Genomic DNA, 19,432 nt, shown 5'->3' with positions numbered 1-19,432 from the left:
TGGCACCTACACAACGGCGCCCATCGAGGCCCAGTTGGACAGTAAAATGTGTTTGTCCAGCGGTACCTGCCTGTGGCATCTATCTCAGCAATACCTGAATCAGCTGAACGAAGATATACACCGTCGCTGCCGCTTGTACTGCCCGGAACCCCCATCTGAGATAGCGCCATTGATGGCGTTCCCTGGCATCAGCGGCTTCAATAGCGGGGTCAGAAGTTTTTCTTTTCCTGGTCCGGAATTCATCGATTACCCACAGGATGAGAATAAAGATGATGAGGGTTTTCTGAAGAATGGGATTATCCACAAAGAGGGACTCCGGCCTGCTCGCTGATAAAGGCAGAATAGATGAACCTCCTTCACGTAGCCACCACTAAATGTAGGGGTAAAACTAATTTTCATCCTGAAGGATTTTGCGGTGATTCTGTCCGTGGCGGGGGAGCGTAAATCTGCAGGGCACTCTTCACCTTCCACACACGTCTTTTGCGTTAGCCCATTCACTTTGCGAAACAAGGGAGCAATGGACGCAATTGGTTGAGCATTTTTACCAGATAAACATTTCTCATAATAAGCTGGCCTGGCTGAAGGCGCTCTGATAAACAAGCCGATAGCCCGAAGGGAAGCTGGCGCGCAGATAGCATCCTGGCCGTATACGGTGGTGATGGTGATGGTGTTGAGAGAGGGGCCGGATATACGAACGCAATATACCCCCGTTACACAACTGAAGAGATGGGTTGTATAACGGGGGGCATCCATACACGGGCAAGGCGTTGACGTCGCGACCCAGGAAAGCGCTTAGCTCACCAGCTGCTTCAGCAGCGCAAAGGCCTCTTTCATCCGGTCTTCGCTGACCACAAAGGCGCGCAGCTGGTTTTCCGCATCCACGCCTTTAGCCACCAGGCCGTCGTTGGCGGCCACGATATTCCACGTTAAATCTTCGCGCCGCGTATCTCCGGCCAGATGCAGCGGGAGAGCCGGGGTTTTCACCTTCACCAGCATCGGCGGCAGCTTCAGCTCGCCCGGCTGCTCCAGCAGATTTTTGCTCAGGCACATGGCGCTGAGCAAAATAGGCTGCAGGAACGGCAGCACCATGCCGTTAATTTCGGCGCAGTCGCCGAGGGCGAAGATTGCCGGATGGCTGCTGCGCAGGCGGCTATCGACCACCACGCCGCGGTTAATCTCAAGGCCTGCTCGACGCGCCAGGGCGGTTTCCGGGCGCAGGCCGGCGGCGGCAACCACCGCGTCCACGGTCACGCTGCGCTGACGATCGACGGTTACGCGGATGCCGTCAGCGGTTTGCTCCAGCCCTTCGAGCTGGGTTTTCAGCATCAGGTGCACGCCCATATCGGTTAACCGATGCTGCAGGCGGCTGCTGGCCTCCGGCGGCATCAGCGCCGACAGCACGCTGGCGGAATTGTCGACCACCGTCACCGCTTTGCCGGCGCGGCAGAAATCCATCGCCAGCTCGCAGCCGATCAGCCCGCCGCCGACGATCAGCACGCGCCGCGCGTCGTGGAGCCGGGTTTGGGCGGCGCCGTATTCTCGCTGGCTGTTGAGGGTGAGCATCAGCTCGCGGCCCGGCACCGGCGGAATAAACGGCGCGGCGCCGGTCGCCAGCACCAGCTTGTCGTAGCGCCACTCGCGATCCTGACTTTTGACCACTTTGCCCTCGGCGTCGATATCGCTCACCCGGACGTGGGGGAACAGGCGCAGGTTATACTGTTCGGCAAACTCCCCTGCGGTTTGCAGGGTCAGATCCTCGGCATTCTGACCGCGGCTGATGACGTGGCTGAGATCCGGTTTGTTGTACTCATCCATGCTGTCGGCGGCGATCAGCGTCAGCGGGATCTGCGGGTCCTGCTTACGAATATTTTTTACCAGCTGGCGGGCCGCGAAGCCCGAGCCGATGATGACGATACCATCACTCATTTTGCCTCCGTTGCCAGAACGTCAAAGACATCTTTGCCGAGAGAGCACTCAGGGCACAGGAAGTTATCCGGTACGTCGCTCCACGGGGTGCCAGGCTGGACGTCCTGGTTCGGTTCGCCTTTCGCCGGATCGTAGATCCACTGGCACACGCTGCACTGCATCGACGGGCCGAGGTCGGCCGCGGCGGCAGCGGCGCAGGCGCTCTGTTCAGCCGACGCTTTTTTATCGGCGCTGGCCGGCAGCGGGGAGAGGGCCCACTGGCGGGCGATTTCACGGCCGTGCTCGCGGCAAATTTCCAGCGCATCCAGATCCGGGCGCCATTTCGCCTTCAGGCTCAGGGACATTTCAAAGCCGGCATCCTGCAGGCGGGTAGAGAGGCGGTCAACCGCGCCGCCGCTCCAGCCGTGGGAGCCAAAGGCGCTGGCGCGTTTATTGCGAAAACGCAGGCCGGTCATCTCTTCCACCAGGCCGGCGATTTTCGGCATCATGACGTTGTTCATGGTCGAGGTCCCCACCAGCACGCCTTTTGAGCGGAACACGTTGGTGAGAATTTCGTTTTTGTCGCTGCGGGCGACGTTAAAGATTTTCACCGCCACGCGCGGGTCGATGTCGGTGATGCCCTGGGCGATAGCGTCGGCCATCATGCGGGTGTTGTTGGACATGGTGTCGTAGAAAATGGTGATGCGGTCTTCCTGATAATCCGCCGCCCATTTCAGGTACAGCTCGACGATTTGCGTCGGGTTGTCGCGCCACACCACGCCGTGGGAGGTGGCGATCATATCCACCGGCAGGTTGAATCCGAGGATCTCGGTAATTTTCGGCGTCACCAGGCGGCTGAACGGCGTCAGGATATTGGCGTAGTAGCGCTGGCACTGTTCGAACAGCTCGGTCTGATCCACTTCGTCGTTGAACAGGTGTTCGTCGCAGTAGTGCTGGCCGAAGGCGTCGTTGCTGAACAGCACCGCGTCTCCGGTCATATAGGTCATCATGCTATCCGGCCAGTGCAGCATCGGGGTTTCCACGAAGATCAGCTGCTTACCGTTGCCGAGATCGAGGCTGTCGCCGGTTTTCACCACGTTGAAGTTCCACTCCGGGTGATGGTGGTGGCCGGTGATGGAGTCGATGGCGTTGGCGGTGCAGTAAATCGGGGTGTCCGGGATTGAGTTCATCAGCTCGGTCAGCGCGCCGGCGTGGTCCTCTTCCGCATGGTTAATCACGATGTAGTCGATATCGGCGAGGTCGATTTCGCTGCGCAGGTTCTGTACGAACTCGCGGCTGAATTTATGATCCACGGTATCGATCAGGACGTTCTTTTCTTCCCGGATCAGATAGCTGTTGTAGCTGCTGCCGCGCAGCGTTTTATATTCGGTTCCGTGGAAATCACGCACTTCCCAGTCGCGTTGGCCAACCCAATGAATGTTATTTTTAACCAGAATAGACATAGCAACCTCAATTAATTCAGCGTTTTCAAAATAAGATGTTTTGCTTATATCAAGCTGCGTGCCAACTTTTTAATATATTGATTTTATTTGATTTATTATTTTTTGCTAAAAGCGTTGCTGTCAAAATGACAATGGTTAAAATAGTCGTTATGACTATTGTGATTGTCAAAATGACAGTGAGGCAGCGATGAGCTTTTCCGTAGAGGCGCTGGCGAAAATCGCCATTGATTTGCAAAGCGATATCGGCCATGCCGACCGCTTCCCGCGGCTGATTGCCACCCTGCGGCAGATCCTCGGCTGCGATGCCTCGGCGCTGCTGCGCTATGAGGCGCATCAGTTTGTGCCGCTGGCGATCGACGGCCTCGCCCAGGACGTGCTGGGGCGGCGCTTTTCCCTCGAAGGGCATCCGCGCCTGGAGGCGATCGCCCGAGCCGGCGACGTGGTGCGCTTCCCGGCGGATAGCGACCTGCCGGACCCGTATGACGGGCTGATCCCCGGCCAGGAAAGCCTCAAGGTTCACGCCTGCGTTGGGCTGCCGCTGTTTGCCGGGCAAACGCTGATCGGCGCGCTGACCCTCGACGGCATGGACGCCGACCGCTTTGACAGCTTCAGCGATGAGGAGCTGCGGCTGATTGCCGCGCTGGTGGCGGGGGCGCTGAATAACGCGCTGCTGATCGCCCGCCTGGAGAACCAGAACGTGCTGCCGGAGCCGAGCGTGAGCTACCCGGCCGCCGAGCGCCAGGAGATTATTGGCCTTTCGGCGCCGATGCTGCAGCTGAAAAAGGAGATTGATATCGTCGCGGCATCGGATCTCAACGTGCTGATTGACGGTGAAACCGGCACCGGCAAGGAGCTGGTGGCGAAAGCGGTGCATCAGGGCTCGCCGCGCGCCGCCAATCCGCTGGTCTATCTTAACTGCGCGGCGCTGCCGGAAAGCGTGGCCGAGAGCGAGCTTTTTGGTCACGTAAAGGGGGCGTTTACCGGGGCTATCAGCAACCGCAGCGGCAAGTTTGAAATGGCCGATAACGGCACGCTGTTCCTCGATGAGATCGGCGAGCTGTCGCTGGCGCTGCAGGCGAAGCTGCTGCGCGTGCTGCAGTATGGCGACATTCAGCGCGTCGGGGACGATCGCAGCCTGCGGGTGGACGTGCGGGTGCTGGCGGCCACCAACCGCGACCTGCGCCAGGAGGTGGTTGAAGGGCGCTTTCGCGCCGACCTTTATCACCGGCTGAGCGTCTTTCCGCTGTCAGTGCCGGCGCTGCGCGAGCGGGATCAGGACGTGGTGCTGCTGGCGGGCTATTTCTGCGAGCAGTGCCGCCTGCGGATGGGGCTGGGGCAGGTGGTGTTAAGCGGCGCCGCGCGGGCAAGGCTGGGCGCCTGGTCGTGGCCCGGCAACGTTCGCGAGCTGGAGCATGCGATTCATCGCGCGGTGGTGCTGGCGCGGGCGACCCAGGCGGGGGATGAAATCGTGCTGGAACCGCAGCACTTTCAGTTTGCCGGCGACGCGCCGAACCTGCCGAGCGCCGCGCCGCCGGCGCCGACGCAGGCGCTAAACCTGCGTGAGGCGACGGAGTCATTCCAGCGCGAGGCGATCGCCAGGGCGCTGGCGGAGAATAACCGCAGCTGGGCGGCGGCGGCCCGGGCGCTGGCGCTGGACGTCGCCAACCTGCATCGGCTGGCGAAGCGTCTGGGGCTTAAAGAATCCCGGCCTGATAAAAGTTCTGCAGGTTAATCGCGCCGACCAGCTGGCCACTTTCATCCACTACCGGGGCGGCGCTGATTTTGTGCTTCATCAGGCGCTCTTTGGCTTCAACCGCGCGGCTCTCGGCCTGCAGCGTCACGCCGCTGCGGGTCATCGCCCGGCTGACGGTATCCTCAAGGGTGCCGCCGCCCACCAGCCAGCGGCGCAGGTCGCCGTCGGTGAATACGCCCTCGACGCGGTTTTGCGCATCGCATACCGCTACCAGCCCCAGCCCGGTGCGGCTGAGTTCAAGCATGGCGGCCATCACGCTGGCGGTGACGTCAACGCGCGGCACCTCCTCGTCGCGACGCATCAGATGGTGGACTTTATTCAGCAGCCGCGCGCCGAGCGCGCCGGCCGGATGCGAGCGGGCAAAATCTTCTTCATTGAAGCCGCGGGCCTGCATCACCGCCATCGCCAGCGCGTCGCCGAGCATCAGCGTGTTAACGGTGCTGGAGGTCGGTGCGAGGTGCATCGGACAGGCTTCGCGCTCTACGGCAATATCCAGCACCGCCCTGGACGCCAGCGCCAGCGGGGATTTCGATTTGCCGGTCATCGCCAGCAGAGGAATCGATTTTTCTTCCAGCCGCGGCACGATCAGGTCGAGCTCCTTCGCCCCGCCGGAATAAGAGATAAAGAGCATCACGTCGCGGCCGTCGAGCATCCCCAGATCGCCGTGCAGCGCCTCCGCCGGGTGGACAAAAAACGCCGGCGTGCCGGTGCTGGCAAAGGTGGCGGCCAGCTTTTTGCCGATATGGCCTGATTTACCGATGCCGGAAACAATCAGTTTACCCTCGCAGTGGATGATGGTTTCCGCCGCGCGGATGAAGTCGTCGCCCAGGCGTTCAGGCAGGCGGCTCGCCTCCTGGAGCTCCAGCAGCAGGGTCTGGCGTCCGGCTTCTAACAGAAAGTTACTCATGATCTTCTCCAGTAATAATCACTTTGATGCCTTGCTCTTCCAGCGCCCGCTGGAACGTCGGGTCGATACCGGCATCGGTAATCAGCATATCCACGCTTTCAAGGCCGCAGACGATGTTTGGGCTCTTACGGCCAAACTTCGATGAGTCGGCCATCAGGATCACTTCCCTGGCGGCATTGCACATCGCTTTGCTGACGGTATAAACCTCGTTGAAGGTGGTAACGCCGGCGTTCAGATCGATGCCGTCGGTACCCATAAACAGCTTATCGAAGCTGAACTGCTCGAAGGCATTCTCCGCCAGCTGCCCGTGAAAGGAAGCTGATTTTTTGCGAAAGGTGCCGCCGGGCATCAGAATCGTTTGTTCATTGTCGAGCTCAGAGAGGGCGTTAACGATATGCAGGCTGTTGGTCATTACCGTGATGTTATTGAAGCGGCTGAGCAGGGGCACCATCTGTAGTACCGTACTGCCGGCATCGAGGATGATCGAGTCGCCATCGTGAATAAAGCGCACGGCGGCTTCGGCGATGCGCGCTTTCTTCGCGGTATTGATCAGCGTCTTATGATCGATAGGCGGGTCGCTTTCGTCTTTATTCAACACCACTCCGCCGTAGGTGCGAATGACGGTTCCGGCATGTTCGAGGGTCACCAGATCCTTGCGGATTGTCGTACCGGTGGTATCGAAGTGTTGCGCCAGCTCTTCGACCGAGCATTTACCCTGCGACTGCAGATGCTCAAGAATAGCGGCCTGTCGCTGACGTGGTTTCATAGCGGTTACATCCTGCGTTTAAAGTTTCGATATGATAATTTCGCAAGATATTTACTTTTACAACGAAATTATACATGTTTCGGTTTAAGCGCTAATGATAGTGCATTCCGACAGAGCGGATCATGGGGAAAGATCATATCCGGCTGCAATTCCTGCAAAAGTTTGCCGTCAAGCGCCGGGATTGTTTGCGGACGCGCGAAGACGGTCAGGCCCTTCATCAGCAGCGTGCCGCTGATGCGGTCGTGTTCATCAACCGCAATGGCGACGATGGCCCGCGGCTTGAAGCGGCCCGCTGAGCGTCCGACGCCGACGCGGCCCTGCTGACAGAGTTTATCGAACTCGCGGTTAAAGCGGCGGATCTGCCAGCCGCCGAAGGCGAGCTGGGCGATCCAGGCGATGGCGGCGACGGTGATTAATGCGCTAACCATAAAATCTCCTTAAGGCGTGGCGTCGGGAAGAACCCGGATCGCGGCGCGACCCGGGAACCGGCGGTTAAAACATCACCTGCCCGCCGGTGACGTTGATGGACTGCCCGGTGCAGTAAGAGGCCTGTGGGCTGGCGTAAAACATCAGTACGTTGAGCACGTCCTGATAATCGCAGCCGCGCTTCAGCGGAACCTTGTCGACGTAGTACTGCTCGACCTGATCTTCGGCAATACCCAGCTTGTGGGCATACTGCGGCAGCAGAGACTGGAACATCGGCGACTTCAGCAGGTTGCCGAGCATCAGCGCGTGCACGGTAATACCGTACTCCGCCAGATCCAGCGCCAGCGACTGGGTCAGCCCCACGCCGCCAAACTTCGCCGCGCTGTAGCCGGAATTATGCTTGCTGCCCACTTTGCCGGATTTGGAGTTGATCTGAATGATGCGTCCCTGAATGCCGTCGCGGATCATCAGCCGTGAAAACTCGCGGGCGCAGAGGAAGTAGCCCACCAGATTGACCTGCAGCGAGCGGTCGAAGTCGCCCAGCGCAAAATCGCTGATAAAGGCCGCTTTGGCGATCCCGGCACTGTAAACCAGCAGATCCACGCGGGCGAATATCTCGTCCACGCCGCGGGCGAGCGCGACGACGCTGGCCTCGCTGGTCGCATCGGCGCCAAAACCGTACGCCGTCCCTTCGCCATACTCGGCGTTAATCGCCTGCGCCACGCGGGTGGCCTTATCGCTTTGAATATCAACCACCGCCACGCGATATCCTTGCGCGGCGAGGCCACGACACAGAAACTCACCTAAGGTTTGTCCTCCGCCGATGACAACAGCAACCTGACTCATAGTTCTCTCCTTACAGCTTAAGCAAAAAATTTCAGTACACAGCCGGGGGCGATTGCCTCCGGTACCGGGCCGGCCACGTGAACCGTCCCCGGAAACTCCGCCACGCGGTGGCCGTCGAAACGCAGCGTGATATGGCCCAGCTCGCGCAGATTCTGTTCCGCCACGTCGCCCACCGCGGTGACCGGGTAGCGCCGATCGCCCAGCTGGAGCTCCGCCCCCGGCGCCAGCGAGCCGACGAGCTCGCCGTGGTTGTGAATAAAGCAGTACTCTTCGATATCCGCCGGCGCGCCCTCGCGGAAGGTAATCAGCATCCGATCCTCAAGCGCCATCGTCGCGCTGGCGCCGATATGCGTAATGGTGGTCTGGTAAATCACGGTCATCTTCAGGAACCTCTTATTGGTAAATAAATCCGGAAACGAACCAGGCGATCAGCACCGTTGGCGCGCCGGTCAGGAAGCGGCTGACCAGCACCGAAGGCACCCCGACGCGCACCGTCTCCTGACGGGCTTCGGCGAGCGACAGGCCGACCGGGATAAAGTCGCAGGCCGCCTGGGCGTTAATCGCAAACAGGGCGGGGAGGGCGAGATGCGGCGGAATATTACCGAGGCCAATCTGCACGCCGATCAGCACGCCGATAACCTGGGCGATAACCGCGCCAGGGCCGAGGAACGGCGACAGCAGCGGGAAGGAGCAGATCAGCGCCAGCGTCACCAGCCCCAGCGGATGGCTGGCGAGCGGCGCCAGGCCGTGGGCAATCCAGTCGCCAATGCCCGAGGCCATGATGATGCCGATCAGCGCCGAGACGAAGGCCATAAACGGCAGGATCGTTTTCAGCACCGTGTCGATGGTGTCGCGCCCGGCCTGGAACAGCACCGCCACCACGGAGCCCATTCCCATACCGACCCTGGCCAGCAGGCCGTCGCTCTGCTCGGTGATTTTTTTACTGGCATCGTAATCGCGACCCGCAGGCTGATGCGGGGCCGGTTCGTCGGCGCCGGCATCAGCGACGGAGTGGATATTCTCTTCCTTAACGCCTGAGACGTAGATGTCCTCAAGGATATATTGCGCCAGCGGCCCGGACTTGCCGGTGGCGTGGATATTGATGGTCGGAATACGCCGCTTCGGGTAGATGCCGCAGCGCAGGGTGCCGCCGCAGTCAATAATCGCCACGCCGATCTCAGCTTCCGGCGGTTCCCCCTCTTTAAAGCCGTCCACGGCCTGCCAGCCGGTGAGCCGGGCGATCTTGTCGACGATGGCCGGGCGGGTTCCGGCGGTGATATAGACTATTTTTTTGCCTTCGACGGCGTCCAGCTCAAGCGGGCCGCCCCAGCCGCTGGCCCCTTTTTCAATACGAATACGCGTCATGATGCAGCTCCGGACAGATGCACTTTTTGTGCAAGCTGGATGGCCATTTTTTTCTCAAAAATGGAGGTTGTCAGATCGGTCACCCAGCCGCGGAAGAAGTTGGTCACCAGGCCAACCAGCAGATAGCTCACCGCCAGCGGCCCCAGCGGCAGGCCGAGGGTGGTTAAGCCGTTGGCGATCCCGAGATAGACAAACAGCTCGCCGGGGTTGATATGGGGAAACAGGCCGTTCATGGAGTGGCAGCTGTAGGAGGCCGCCGCGTAGTAGCTGGGCTTGTACTTCTCGGGCATAAAGCGCCCCAGGCTCAGGGTCATCGGGTTACAGAAAACGAACGTTCCGATACAGGGCAGCAGCAGGTAGCGGGAGACGGGATTCCCGGCGCAGCGCTGCGCCAGCTTTTCGATCCGCTGCTGGCCGATAAAGTTGATCAGCGCGTTCATGATAACCAGTAGACTGATCAGCAGAGGGAGGATCCCGGTAACCATACCGGTAAAGACCTCGCCCCCCTTCTGAAACAGGCCGATAAACCATTCGGCGCCGTGGGTAATAACTTCAATCATCATTCTCTCCTTTGTAGCGTTATTTTTCTTGCTAACTGGCAGCTGATTTTAATCACTTTGAAAGGTTTAAAAGTGTTAAATTGATCGCAAAATGAAAGATAAATATTTTAATTTGAAAGTTTATTGCCGATGGGATGAAAATTTCACCCTGCAAATTGGCCGGGAAGAGGATCTTCGGGCGGGGAGAGAGGGGGCGGGCAGGACTATTTTGTCCGCGAATACATTGCCGCTTCCTTGTTGACGGCCGCATGCTTTACCATAATTACCCCTTGCCGAATTTGTTAAATGGAAGTCCCATGTTGAAGCGTCGCTATCTGGCACTACTCCCGCTGTGCGTACTCCTCGCTGCCTGTAGCAGCAAACCTAAAGCCACCGCAGTAACGGAGACCACGGGAGGATCCGGTGGCTTCCTGCTGGAGCCGCAGCATAACGTTATGAATATGGGGGGAGATTTCGCCAACAATCCTGCTGCGGAGCAGTTCATCGACAAAATGGTGAGCAAGCACGGATTTGACCGGCAGCAGCTGCACGAAATTCTCTCCCAGGCTAAGCGTCTGGATTACGTCCTGCGCCTGATGGACCGCCAGGCGCCGAGCGGACTGCCGCCGTCCGGGCCGAACGGCGCGTGGCTGCGCTACAAAAAACAGTTCATCACCCCGGATAATGTGCAAAACGGCGTGGCGTTCTGGAATCAGTATCAGGATGCGCTGAACCGCGCCTGGCAGGTCTACGGCGTACCGCCGGAAATCATTGTCGGTATTATTGGCGTGGAAACCCGCTGGGGGCGCGTGATGGGGAAAACCCGCATTCTTGACGCCCTGGCGACGCTCTCCTTCAGCTATCCGCGACGCGCCGAGTACTTCTCCGGCGAGCTGGAAACCTTCCTGCTGATGGCGCGTAGCGAAAGCGACGATCCGCTGAACCTTAAAGGCTCCTTCGCCGGCGCAATGGGCTACGGTCAGTTTATGCCCTCCTCGTATCGCCAGTACGCGGTGGATTTCAACGGCGACGGGCATATCAACCTGTGGGACCCGGTGGATGCGATCGGCAGCGTTGCCAACTACTTCAAGCAGCACGGCTGGGTGAGCGGCGATCTGGTCGCGGTACCGGCAATGGGTCAGGCCCCGGGTCTGGAGAACGGCTTTAAGACCAATTACAGCGTATCGCAGCTGACGGCGGCCGGCCTGACGCCAACGCAGCCGCTGGGTAACCATCAGCAGGCGAGCCTGCTGCGCCTCGATATTGGTACCGGCTACCAGTACTGGTACGGGCTGCCGAACTTCTACACCATCACCCGCTATAACCACAGCACCCACTACGCGATGGCCGTCTGGCAGCTCGGCCTGGCCGTTTCTCAGGCCCGCGGACAGTAAGCCTGCCCCGAGACTTCCCTCTGCCTGGAGGGGAGTCTGTTACATTTTGCAGCATTTCCCTTCGTTGACGCTGATTTACATTATTCCGCCGATCCAATAGTGTTATGTTATAACGTATTGAATGAGGCAAAGATGTTCACTTCTCTTTTTTCAAGCTCCGCCGCGCTGCGCGTAGGCTTCGCCTGCGTCCTACTGGCGCTGCTGTGGCTGGCGACATGGTGGGCGGTAACCTTGCCATGATTGAACTGGAAAACCTGGTTGCCGGGTATGACGAGCTGGCGATTACCCCGGCGCTGAGCGGCGTTATCGCCGCGGGCAGCCTGATGGCTATTGTCGGTCTGAACGGCTGCGGTAAATCGACTTTATTAAAAACGCTGGCCGGGTTTATTCCCCCGGTGAGCGGCCGCCTGCACTGGCGCGCGTCGCGCCCGGTTATCGGCTGGCTGGCGCAGCGGCATTCGCTGGAATCACAGTTTCCCCTCGTGGTTCGGGACGTGGTGAGCCAGGGCGCCTGGCCGCAGGTCTCGCTTCTGAGCGGACTGCGCGGTGAGCTTCGCCGGCGCATTGACGCGGCGCTGGATCGCGTCGGCCTGGCGTCAATGGCGAAAACGCCGATTGAAGCGCTTTCCGGCGGGCAGTTTCAACGCATGCTGTTTGCCAGGGTGATGGTCCAGCAGGCTCCGCTGGTGATGCTCGATGAACCCTTTACCGGGATTGATGAGTCGACCAGCCGCGAGCTGATGACGCTGATCCTTGAGATGCACCGGCAGGGACAGACCGTGCTGGCGGTGCTGCACGATAATCAGCGCGTCGCCGAATATTTCCCGGAAACCCTGCTGCTGGAGCCGAGGAATGCCCGCTGGGGCGAGACCGGCGACGTGCTTCCCGCCTTCGATTCCGCGAGGCTGGCATGATCTGGCACACCTTCTTTCAACCTTTTATCGAATTCGGCTTTATGCGCCGCGCGCTGGTGGTGTGCCTCGCGCTCTCGCTGAGCACCACCATGCTCGGGGTTTTCCTGCTGCTGCGACGCATGAGCCTGATGGGCGATGCCCTGTCGCATGCGATTTTGCCCGGCGTCGCGGTGGGCTATCTGCTTAACGGCATGTCGCTGCTGGCGATGTCGGTGGGCGGTTTTATCGCCGGCATTGCGGTAGCGCTGGTGGCGGGGTGGGTCAGCCGCCGCACGCCGCTTAAAGAAGACGCCAGCTTCGCCGGGTTTTATCTGGGCTCGCTGGCGCTGGGGGTGACGCTGGTTTCGCTGCGTGGCTCCAGCGTCGATCTGCTGCATTTGCTGTTTGGTTCGATTCTGGCGGTGGATAACGACGCGGCGCTGTTCGTCGCCGGGGTTGCCAGCCTGACGCTTATTTGCATCGCGCTGCTCTATCGCGGGCTGGTGAGCGAGGCCTTTGACAGCGCGTGGCTGCAGGTGAATAACCGCCGGCTGCCCGCGCTACTGCACGGCCTGTTTCTGGCGCTGCTGGTGCTGAACCTGGTGGCGGGTTTTCAGGTGCTGGGCACCCTGATGGCGGTGGGGGTGATGATGCTCCCGGCGGTGGCCGCCTGCTGCTGGGCGCGAACGCTGCCCGCCATCCTGCTGCTGGCGGCGCTGATCGGCAGCGCCTGCGCCTGGATGGGGCTCAGCCTGTCGTGGGCGGCGAATTTGCCCGCCGGCCCCGCCATCGTGCTGACCGCCAGCGGGATCTTTTTTATTTCGGTGTTTTTTGGCACGCGCAGCCGGCTGGTGGTCGGCTGGCGCAAATTAATGGGGTAAGGAAAATATGATGAAACGTACCGGGGTAGTTTTAGTGCTGGCGCTGGGCCTGGCGGCGCAGGGGGCGATGGCGAAAACGCTCAACGTGGTCAGCAGCTTTTCGGTGCTGGGCGATATCGTTCAGCAGGTTGGCGGCGAGCATGTTCATGTCGATACGCTGGTGGGCCCCGACGGCGACCCGCACACCTTTGAGCCATCGCCGCAGGACAGCGCTTTACTCAGCAAGGCCGACGTGGTGGTGGTTAATGGCCTCGGGCTGGAGGGGTGGGTCGATCGGCTGATTAAAGCATCGGGATTCAAAGGCGAGCTGGTGGTGGCATCGACGGGCGTAAAAACGCATACCCTCGATGAGGACGGGAAAACGGTGACCGACCCGCACGCCTGGAACAGCGCCGCCAACGGCGCGCTTTACGCGCAAAATATCCTCAGCGGGCTGGTCAAAGCCGACCCTGAGGATAAAGCGGCGCTTGAGGTCTCCGGCAAGCGCTATATCGGCCAGCTCAACGAGATTCACGGCTGGGCGGAGAACCAGTTCAGCGCCATTCCGCAGGCGAAACGTAAGGTTCTGACCAGCCATGACGCGTTCGGCTACTTTGGCCGCGCTTACGGCGTGACCTTCCTTGCGCCGCAGGGGCTGTCATCGGAAAGCGAAGCCAGCGCCGCGCAGGTTGCGGCGCTGATTAAACAGATTAAAGCCGATAACGTGCACACCTGGTTTATGGAAAACCAGCTCGACCCGCGGCTGGTGAAGCAGATTGCCAACGCGACGGGCGCGCAGCCGGGCGGCGAGCTCTATCCGGAGGCGTTGTCAAAACCGGGCGGCGTGGCGGACAGCTACGTGAAAATGATGCGTCATAACGTCGAACTGATTTCCGGCAGCATGAAGTAAAGCACTATTTTACGGTCCCGGCCCTCGGGACCGTCCTTTTTCGGAAGCCCCCTCGTAAATTCATCTCCCGATCCCCACATCTGTGCTGAAAGTGCTATCTTTGATGGCCTCTTTATCTGGCTTAAACGGGGCGACGATGACAGATTCGGAATTAATGCAGCTGAGTGAGCGGGTTGGGCAGGCGCTGAAGGCGCAGGGCGCGACGGTGAGCACGGCTGAATCCTGTACCGGCGGCTGGATTGCTAAAGTGCTTACCGATATCGCCGGCAGCTCGGCGTGGTTTGAGCGCGGTTTTGTCACCTACAGCAATGAAGCTAAATCCCAGATGATTGGCGTCAGCGAAGCGACGTTAGCTGAGCACGGCGCGGTGAGCGAACCGGTGGTGGTGGAGATGGCTGTTGGTGCACTGCGCGCCGCGCGCGCCACCTACGCGATCTCGGTGAGCGGCGTTGCCGGGCCGGATGGCGGCAGCGCAGAAAAGCCCGTCGGAACGGTGTGGTTTGGCGTCGCCTGCGCCAACGGGCAGGGGATCACGCAGCGCGAATGTTTCGCCGGAGACCGTGAGTCGGTGCGCCGTCAGGCCACGGCCTACGCCCTGCAGCTCCTCTGGCAACAATTTCTACAAAACACTTGATACTGTATGAGCATACAGTATAATTGCCTCAACAGAACAGAATTCACTACCCGGTTCCACCCGGCATGACAGGAGTAATAATGGCTATCGACGAAAACAAACAGAAAGCGTTGGCGGCAGCACTGGGCCAGATCGAAAAACAGTTCGGTAAAGGCTCCATCATGCGCCTGGGTGAAGACCGTTCCATGGACGTGGAAACTATCTCCACCGGCTCGCTTTCACTGGATATCGCCCTCGGCGCCGGCGGTCTGCCAATGGGCCGTATCGTCGAGATCTACGGGCCAGAATCTTCCGGTAAAACGACGCTGACTCTGCAGGTTATCGCCGCCGCGCAGCGTGAAGGTAAAACCTGTGCCTTTATCGATGCAGAGCACGCGCTGGATCCGGTGTATGCCCGCAAGCTGGGCGTAGATATCGACAACCTGCTGTGTTCTCAGCCGGATACCGGCGAACAGGCGCTTGAGATCTGTGACGCGCTGGCGCGCTCTGGCGCGGTAGACGTGCTGGTGGTCGACTCCGTTGCGGCGCTGACGCCGAAAGCGGAAATCGAAGGCGAGATCGGCGACTCTCACATGGGCCTCGCGGCGCGTATGATGAGCCAGGCAATGCGTAAGCTGGCCGGTAACCTGAAGCAGTCCAACACGCTGCTGATCTTCATCAACCAGATCCGTATGAAAATCGGCGTGATGTTCGGTAACCCGGAAACCACTACCGGCGGTAACGCGCTGAAATTCTACGCCTCCGTGCGTCTGGATATCCGCCGTATCGGTGCGGTAAAAGATGGCGATAACGTCATTGGCAGCGAAACCCGCGTGAAGGTGGTCAAGAACAAAATCGCCGCGCCGTTCAAGCAGGCGGAATTCCAGATCCTTTACGGCGAGGGCATCAACTTCTTCGGCGAGCTGGTCGATCTGGGCGTGAAAGAGAAGCTGATTGAAAAAGCGGGTGCCTGGTACAGCTATAACGGCGACAAAATTGGTCAGGGTAAAGCGAACGCTATCTCCTGGCTGAAAGAGAACCCGGCTGCGGCGAAAGAGATCGAGAAGAAAGTTCGTGAGCTGCTGCTGAACAACCAGGACTCCACGCCGGACTTCGCGGTTGACGGTAAAAGCGAAGAAGCAAGCGAACAGGATTTCTGATATCTTCAGGTAATGGTCTCCTGAATAGTTCAGGTTGCAGGGCTGGCAGGGCCAGCGTGCATGCGATTTGAAATAAGACGGGAAAACAAGGGGCTGCTTATGCGGCCCTTTTGCTTTTTGATTATCGAGGTGCTCGTGACTGAATCTTCATCCCGCCGTTCCGGCTACGCCCGCCTGCTGGATCGCGCGATTCGTATTCTGGCAATGCGCGACCATAGCGAACAGGAGCTGCGGCGCAAGATGGCCGCGCCGGTCATGGGGAAAAATGGCCCCGAGGCGCTGGACGTTACGCCGGAAGAGGTCGATCGCGTTGTGGGCTGGTGCATCGAAAACCGCTACCTCGATGACCAGCGCTTTGTCCGCCAGTTTATTGCCAGCCGGAGCCGCAAAGGCTACGGTCCGGCGCGCATCCGCCAGGAGCTGAACCAGAAAGGTATCGCCCGCGAAGAGAGCGAGCGCGCAATGCGCGAGTGCGAAATCGACTGGGCGCTGCTGGCGAAGGAGCAGGCGCAGAGAAAGTATGGCGATCCGCTCCCCACCGTATTTGCAGAAAAAGTTAAAATACAGCGCTTTTTGCTGTACCGCGGTTACTTAATGGAAGATATCCAGAAAATCTGGCGAAATTTTGCAGATTGACCCATCGGGGATTTTACTTCCCCGTAAAGAAAACTTATCTTATTCCCACTTTATTCCGTCCGGCCGCTGGCTGTTTAAAAGGCAATCAGCGCCCAGGACGATTATTCCTTATACACAAAATCATTCACGCTGCATCAAGGCAGCAACGGAGTGAGTCCCTGGGGCGTACGCAGGTACGTGACGGAGGTGAACGCGCGCAGCCAGCGTCGAGGCGGCGTGAAGGATGAAGTGTATAGCTTGATTTCAGGATAATTATGAGCAAGAGCACTGCTGAGATCCGTCAGGCGTTTCTCGATTTTTTCCATAGTAAGGGACATCAGGTAGTTGCTAGCAGCTCCCTGGTGCCGCACAACGACCCGACCCTGCTGTTTACCAACGCCGGGATGAACCAGTTCAAGGATGTGTTCCTTGGCCTCGACAAGCGTAATTATTCCCGTGCGACCACCTCGCAGCGCTGCGTTCGTGCGGGTGGCAAACACAACGATCTGGAAAACGTCGGCTATACCGCGCGCCACCACACCTTCTTTGAAATGCTGGGCAACTTCAGCTTCGGCGACTACTTCAAGCAGGATGCCATCAAGTACGCATGGGAGCTGTTAACCGGCGAAAGCTGGTTCGCTCTGCCGAAAGAAAAGCTGTGGGTAACCGTTTACGAAACCGATGACGAAGCTTTCGACATCTGGGCCAACGAGGTTGGCGTTCCGCGTGAGCGCATTATTCGCATTGGCGACAATAAAGGCGGCGCGTTTGCCTCCGATAACTTCTGGCAAATGGGCGATACCGGTCCTTGCGGCCCGTGCACCGAAATCTTCTTTGACCACGGCGACCACATCTGGGGCGGCCCTCCGGGAAGCGCGGAAGAGGACGGCGATCGCTACATTGAGATCTGGAACATCGTCTTCATGCAGTTTAACCGCCAGGCCGACGGTACCATGGAGCCGCTGCCGAAGCCGTCCGTTGATACCGGTATGGGCCTTGAGCGTATCGCCGCCGTTCTGCAGCACGTGAACTCCAACTATGATATCGACCTGTTCCGTCAACTGATCGAGAGCGTGGCAAAAGTGACCGGCGCCACCGATCTGACCAACAAGTCGCTGCGCGTGATTGCCGATCATATTCGCTCCTGTGCGTTCCTGATCGCTGATGGCGTGATCCCGTCGAATGAGAACCGCGGCTACGTGCTGCGTCGTATCATTCGTCGTGCCGTCCGCCACGGCAATATGGTCGGTGCGAAGGATACCTTCTTCTGGAAGCTGGTTGCGCCGCTGATTGAGGTCATGGGCTCCGCTGGCGAAGAGCTGAAGCAGCAGCAGGCTCAGGTTGAGCATGTTCTGAAAACGGAAGAAGAGCAGTTTGCCCGCACTCTGGAACGCGGCCTGGCGCTGCTGGACGAAGAGCTGGCTAAGCTGAAAGGCGACACCCTGGACGGCGAAACGGCCTTCCGCCTGTACGATACCTACGGCTTCCCGGTTGACCTGACCGCGGACGTGTGCCGCGAGCGCAATATCAAAGTTGACGAAGCAGGCTTCGAAGCGGCAATGGAAGAGCAGCGCCGTCGCGCGCGTGAGTCCAGCGGTTTCGGCGCCGACTACAACGCGATGATTCGCGTTGAGGGCGCTTCTGAGTTTAAAGGCTACGATAGCCTGGAGCTGAACGGCAAGGTCACCGCGCTGTTCATCGACGGCAAAGCGGTTGATACCGTCAGCGCCGGTCAGGAAGCGGTTGTTATTCTGGATCAGACGCCGTTCTATGCCGAGTCCGGCGGCCAGGTCGGCGATAAGGGCGAGCTGAAAGGCGCGGGCTTCTCGTTCATCGTCAGCGATGCGCAGAAGTACGGCCAGGCTATTGGTCATATCGGCAAAGTGGCTGGCGGTACCCTGAAAGTGGGCGACGCGGTGCAGGCCGATGTCGATCGCGCTCGCCGCCAGCGTATCCGTCTGAACCACTCCGCGACCCACCTGATGCATGCCGCGCTGCGCCAGGTTCTCGGTACGCACGTGGCTCAGAAGGGCTCTCTGGTAAATGACAAAGCGCTGCGCTTTGACTTCTCGCATTTTGAAGCGATGAAGCCGGAAGAGATCCGCGCGGTTGAAGATTTAGTCAATGCGCAAATTCGCCGCAATCTGGCTATCGAAACCAACATTATGGATATCGATGCGGCTCGCGAATCTGGCGCCATGGCGCTGTTCGGCGAGAAGTATGATGACCGCGTTCGCGTCCTGAAAATGGGTGATTTCTCCACCGAGCTGTGCGGCGGTACTCACGCTTCACGTACCGGCGATATCGGCCTGTTCCGCATCACCTCCGAATCCGGGACCGCCGCGGGCGTGCGCCGTATTGAGGCGGTGACCGGTGAGGGCGCGATTGCGAGTCTGCATTCCCAAAGCGATCTGCTGGGCGATATCGCACAGCTGCTGAAGGGCGATAGCCATAACCTCGGTGACAAGATACGCTCCGCGCTGGAACGTACCCGCCAGCTGGAAAAAGAGCTGCAGCAGCTGAAAGAGCAGGCGGCAGCGCAGGAGAGCGCAAACCTCTCCAGTAAAGCGGAAGAGATTAACGGCGTTAAGCTGCTGGTCAGCGAGCTGGTCGGCGTTGAGCCAAAAATGCTGCGTACTATGGTTGACGATCTGAAGAACCAGCTGGGTTCAACGGTTGTAGTGTTAGCCACGGTTGCGGATGGTAAGGTTTCTCTGATTGCCGGTGTGTCTAAGGATGTGACAGATCGCGTGAAGGCAGGGGAGCTGGTTGGTATGGTCGCTCAGCAGGTGGGCGGCAAAGGGGGCGGTCGTCCGGATATGGCTCAGGCCGGTGGTACCGATGCGTCTGCTCTCCCTGCTGCGTTAGCCAGTGTGAAAGGCTGGGTAAGCGCAAAACTGTAATAACTATAAACGCATAGGTGCCGTGATCTTCGGATTACGGTATCTTGCAAGAGAAGCACTGATAACGATAAAGTCGGGTTGAAGTTGTGTATATCGGCTAAACTTAGGTTTAAC

At 59.3% G+C, this 19,432-nt stretch carries 19 protein-coding genes; 9 read left to right on the top strand and 10 right to left on the bottom strand.

Translation table 11 applies throughout. The features are described from left to right. Positions 1–79: 79 nt before the first annotated feature. The 3 genes from GO007_RS08645 to norV form a co-directional block, all read right to left on the bottom strand. Complete coding sequence (locus tag GO007_RS08645; protein WP_095098429.1) at positions 80–304, bottom strand: hypothetical protein; 225 nt, start codon at positions 302–304, stop codon at positions 80–82. A 488-nt stretch (positions 305–792) separates the two neighbouring features. Continuing rightward, complete coding sequence (gene norW / locus GO007_RS08640) at positions 793–1,926, bottom strand: NADH:flavorubredoxin reductase NorW (RefSeq protein ID WP_095098426.1); 1,134 nt, start codon at positions 1,924–1,926, stop codon at positions 793–795. After that, positions 1,923–3,368, bottom strand: a complete 1,446-nt coding sequence (gene norV / locus GO007_RS08635; RefSeq protein WP_095098423.1) for an anaerobic nitric oxide reductase flavorubredoxin — start codon at positions 3,366–3,368, stop codon at positions 1,923–1,925. The genes norW and norV overlap by 4 nt, the downstream gene beginning before the upstream one ends. Before the next feature lie 187 nt (positions 3,369–3,555). On the opposite strand from norV, the gene norR reads away from it, so the two are divergent. After that, positions 3,556–5,100: a nitric oxide reductase transcriptional regulator NorR gene (gene norR, locus GO007_RS08630; RefSeq protein ID WP_095098420.1), complete on the top strand. Its 1,545-nt coding sequence runs from the start codon at positions 3,556–3,558 to the stop codon at positions 5,098–5,100. Here the strand turns inward: norR and gutQ are convergent. From gutQ to srlA, 7 genes are all read right to left on the bottom strand, one after another. Beyond that, positions 5,063–6,028: an arabinose-5-phosphate isomerase GutQ gene (gene gutQ / locus GO007_RS08625; RefSeq protein ID WP_095098417.1), complete on the bottom strand. Its 966-nt coding sequence runs from the start codon at positions 6,026–6,028 to the stop codon at positions 5,063–5,065. The two genes, norR and gutQ, sit on opposite strands and share 38 nt — an antisense overlap. Further along, positions 6,021–6,794, bottom strand: coding sequence for a glucitol operon DNA-binding transcriptional repressor SrlR (gene srlR / locus GO007_RS08620; RefSeq protein WP_095098414.1), 774 nt, complete (start codon positions 6,792–6,794; stop codon positions 6,021–6,023). The genes gutQ and srlR overlap by 8 nt, the downstream gene beginning before the upstream one ends. Positions 6,795–6,862: 68 nt before the next feature. Then, the gene (gene gutM / locus GO007_RS08615) at positions 6,863–7,222 is read right to left on the bottom strand and encodes a transcriptional regulator GutM (protein WP_095098411.1); all 360 of its coding nucleotides are present in this window, start codon (positions 7,220–7,222) and stop codon (positions 6,863–6,865) included. A gap of 64 nt (positions 7,223–7,286) precedes the next feature. Next, a complete protein-coding gene (gene srlD / locus GO007_RS08610; protein WP_095098409.1) occupies positions 7,287–8,066 on the bottom strand; it encodes a sorbitol-6-phosphate dehydrogenase in 780 nt (259 codons plus the stop codon). A 17-nt stretch (positions 8,067–8,083) separates the two neighbouring features. Then, positions 8,084–8,446: a PTS glucitol/sorbitol transporter subunit IIA gene (srlB, locus tag GO007_RS08605; protein ID WP_095098406.1), complete on the bottom strand. Its 363-nt coding sequence runs from the start codon at positions 8,444–8,446 to the stop codon at positions 8,084–8,086. Positions 8,447–8,459: 13 nt separating this feature from the next. Further along, positions 8,460–9,431, bottom strand: a complete 972-nt coding sequence (gene srlE / locus GO007_RS08600; protein WP_095098402.1) for a PTS glucitol/sorbitol transporter subunit IIB — start codon at positions 9,429–9,431, stop codon at positions 8,460–8,462. Further along, positions 9,428–9,991 carry a PTS glucitol/sorbitol transporter subunit IIC gene (gene srlA / locus GO007_RS08595; RefSeq protein WP_076946057.1) on the bottom strand — a complete coding sequence of 188 codons (564 nt, stop codon included), beginning with the start codon at positions 9,989–9,991 and terminating at the stop codon, positions 9,428–9,430. The genes srlE and srlA overlap by 4 nt, the downstream gene beginning before the upstream one ends. Before the next feature lie 296 nt (positions 9,992–10,287). Here srlA and mltB point away from each other — a divergent pair, with 296 nt between their 5' ends. From mltB to alaS, 8 genes are all read left to right on the top strand, one after another. Next, the gene (gene mltB, locus GO007_RS08590; RefSeq protein ID WP_041146871.1) at positions 10,288–11,364 is read left to right on the top strand and encodes a lytic murein transglycosylase B; all 1,077 of its coding nucleotides are present in this window, start codon (positions 10,288–10,290) and stop codon (positions 11,362–11,364) included. A gap of 215 nt (positions 11,365–11,579) precedes the next feature. Continuing rightward, on the top strand, positions 11,580–12,278 hold the full coding sequence (locus GO007_RS08585) for a metal ABC transporter ATP-binding protein (RefSeq protein ID WP_370525550.1): 699 nt from the start codon (positions 11,580–11,582) through the stop codon (positions 12,276–12,278). Beyond that, entirely contained in the window at positions 12,275–13,138 is an 864-nt protein-coding gene (locus tag GO007_RS08580) for a metal ABC transporter permease (RefSeq protein WP_095098396.1), read from the top strand. The genes GO007_RS08585 and GO007_RS08580 overlap by 4 nt, the downstream gene beginning before the upstream one ends. Positions 13,139–13,148: 10 nt before the next feature. Then, positions 13,149–14,027 (top strand): metal ABC transporter substrate-binding protein, encoded by an 879-nt coding sequence (locus tag GO007_RS08575; protein WP_095098393.1) that lies wholly within the window; start codon positions 13,149–13,151, stop codon positions 14,025–14,027. A 136-nt stretch (positions 14,028–14,163) separates the two neighbouring features. After that, complete coding sequence (gene pncC / locus GO007_RS08570) at positions 14,164–14,661, top strand: nicotinamide-nucleotide amidase (protein ID WP_095098390.1); 498 nt, start codon at positions 14,164–14,166, stop codon at positions 14,659–14,661. Between the two features lie 80 nt (positions 14,662–14,741). Then, entirely contained in the window at positions 14,742–15,800 is a 1,059-nt protein-coding gene (gene recA / locus GO007_RS08565; RefSeq protein WP_095098387.1) for a recombinase RecA, read from the top strand. 135 nt (positions 15,801–15,935) lie between these two features. Continuing rightward, on the top strand, positions 15,936–16,436 hold the full coding sequence (gene recX / locus GO007_RS08560; RefSeq protein WP_095100066.1) for a recombination regulator RecX: 501 nt from the start codon (positions 15,936–15,938) through the stop codon (positions 16,434–16,436). 254 nt (positions 16,437–16,690) lie between these two features. Next, entirely contained in the window at positions 16,691–19,318 is a 2,628-nt protein-coding gene (gene alaS / locus GO007_RS08555; RefSeq protein WP_095098384.1) for an alanine--tRNA ligase, read from the top strand. Positions 19,319–19,432: the final 114 nt, after the last annotated feature.

Origin of the sequence: Klebsiella sp. 10-1, assembly GCF_009758445.1 — a bacterium.
Lineage (GTDB): Bacteria > Pseudomonadota > Gammaproteobacteria > Enterobacterales > Enterobacteriaceae > Klebsiella > Klebsiella scottii.
This window is presented reverse-complemented; position numbering and strand designations above follow the sequence as displayed.

What these genes read in the sequence shown, in the direction of transcription:
- mltB (WP_041146871.1), top strand. Translation starts at nt 10,288, where the DNA reads ATGTTGAAGCGTCGCTATCTGGCACTACTCCCGCTGTGCGTACTCCTC.
- pncC (WP_095098390.1), top strand. Translation starts at nt 14,164, where the DNA reads ATGACAGATTCGGAATTAATGCAGCTGAGTGAGCGGGTTGGGCAGGCG.
- gutQ (WP_095098417.1), bottom strand. Translation starts at nt 6,028, where the DNA reads ATGAGTAACTTTCTGTTAGAAGCCGGACGCCAGACCCTGCTGCTGGAG.
- alaS (WP_095098384.1), top strand. Translation starts at nt 16,691, where the DNA reads ATGAGCAAGAGCACTGCTGAGATCCGTCAGGCGTTTCTCGATTTTTTC.
- GO007_RS08580 (WP_095098396.1), top strand. Translation starts at nt 12,275, where the DNA reads ATGATCTGGCACACCTTCTTTCAACCTTTTATCGAATTCGGCTTTATG.
- recA (WP_095098387.1), top strand. Translation starts at nt 14,742, where the DNA reads ATGGCTATCGACGAAAACAAACAGAAAGCGTTGGCGGCAGCACTGGGC.
- norV (WP_095098423.1), bottom strand. Translation starts at nt 3,368, where the DNA reads ATGTCTATTCTGGTTAAAAATAACATTCATTGGGTTGGCCAACGCGAC.
- norR (WP_095098420.1), top strand. Translation starts at nt 3,556, where the DNA reads ATGAGCTTTTCCGTAGAGGCGCTGGCGAAAATCGCCATTGATTTGCAA.
- srlR (WP_095098414.1), bottom strand. Translation starts at nt 6,794, where the DNA reads ATGAAACCACGTCAGCGACAGGCCGCTATTCTTGAGCATCTGCAGTCG.
- srlA (WP_076946057.1), bottom strand. Translation starts at nt 9,991, where the DNA reads ATGATTGAAGTTATTACCCACGGCGCCGAATGGTTTATCGGCCTGTTT.
- norW (WP_095098426.1), bottom strand. Translation starts at nt 1,926, where the DNA reads ATGAGTGATGGTATCGTCATCATCGGCTCGGGCTTCGCGGCCCGCCAG.
- gutM (WP_095098411.1), bottom strand. Translation starts at nt 7,222, where the DNA reads ATGGTTAGCGCATTAATCACCGTCGCCGCCATCGCCTGGATCGCCCAG.
- GO007_RS08585 (WP_370525550.1), top strand. Translation starts at nt 11,580, where the DNA reads ATGGTGGGCGGTAACCTTGCCATGATTGAACTGGAAAACCTGGTTGCC.
- GO007_RS08575 (WP_095098393.1), top strand. Translation starts at nt 13,149, where the DNA reads ATGAAACGTACCGGGGTAGTTTTAGTGCTGGCGCTGGGCCTGGCGGCG.
- srlB (WP_095098406.1), bottom strand. Translation starts at nt 8,446, where the DNA reads ATGACCGTGATTTACCAGACCACCATTACGCATATCGGCGCCAGCGCG.
- srlD (WP_095098409.1), bottom strand. Translation starts at nt 8,066, where the DNA reads ATGAGTCAGGTTGCTGTTGTCATCGGCGGAGGACAAACCTTAGGTGAG.
- srlE (WP_095098402.1), bottom strand. Translation starts at nt 9,431, where the DNA reads ATGACGCGTATTCGTATTGAAAAAGGGGCCAGCGGCTGGGGCGGCCCG.